1 protein-coding gene is annotated in these 833 nt (G+C 66.4%); it reads left to right on the top strand.

Features of this window, described 5'->3' with window-relative positions; translation table 11 throughout:
- Positions 1–833 (top strand): tetratricopeptide repeat protein (locus tag ACXJKR_RS33790; RefSeq protein WP_457326583.1); only part of this gene is annotated, 833 nt, incomplete at both ends.

Below are 833 nucleotides of genomic sequence, written 5' to 3'. Positions count from 1 at the left end.
CCTGGGTCGAGTTGTCGAAGGCGCGCGAAGGTGGCTACAGCAAGGACGAGCTCGTGCCTTTGATGGCCGCAGCGATGATCCTGCGTGGCGAGTCCACCAAGTTCATCGCCGAATATGCGGATGTCCAGCTCACCGACCCCAAGCGCCAGGCGGAGCTGAAGGCCGCGCTGGCCACGGCCTATGGCTCCAAGGGCAAGTATGTGCAGGCGCGCGCCGCGGCAGACGCCGCCCTGCAGGCTGATCCCAACAACATCGTCGCGCAACTCGCCGTTTCCCAGCTGATGTTCGTCGCCGGCGACCGGGTCGGTGCGATGGAGCAGGTGGAAAAGTCGCTCAAGGCCCATCCTGAATCGGCGCGGCCGTGGGTGTCCAAGGCCGAGCTGCTGCAAAGCAACGGTGCTGACCCCGCCCAGGTGATGCTGGCCTATCGCGAAGCGCTCAAGCGCAACGGTGACGAGCTGCAGGCCCACGTCGGCGTGATGCGGCTGCTGATGGCGCAGCGTGACTTCGATGGCGTCGACAAGCAGTTGGCCGCACTGCGCAAGGTGCAGCCGAACAATCCCCTGGTGCTGTATTACTCGGCCACGCTGGCCTTCGAGAAGCGTGACCTGAAGAAGGCCGCCGAGTTGTCCCAGCAACTGCTGAAGATGGCGCCGCAGAACCCGTCCTTCCTGTACCTGGCCGGCACGATCGAATACGAGCGAGGCGGCTACCTCCAGGCCGTGGCCCACCTCGGCAAGGCGCTGCCGAATTCGCCGGCGCCAGGCCCCGTGCGCGTCCTGATGGCGCGTGCGCAGCTCCGCGCCGGCGATGCGCGAAAGGCGCTGGGGTTC

Source organism: Roseateles sp. P5_E11 (assembly GCF_054049355.1).
Note: the sequence above shows the minus strand (reverse complement) of the source record. Positions and strands in the feature narration are given on the sequence as shown.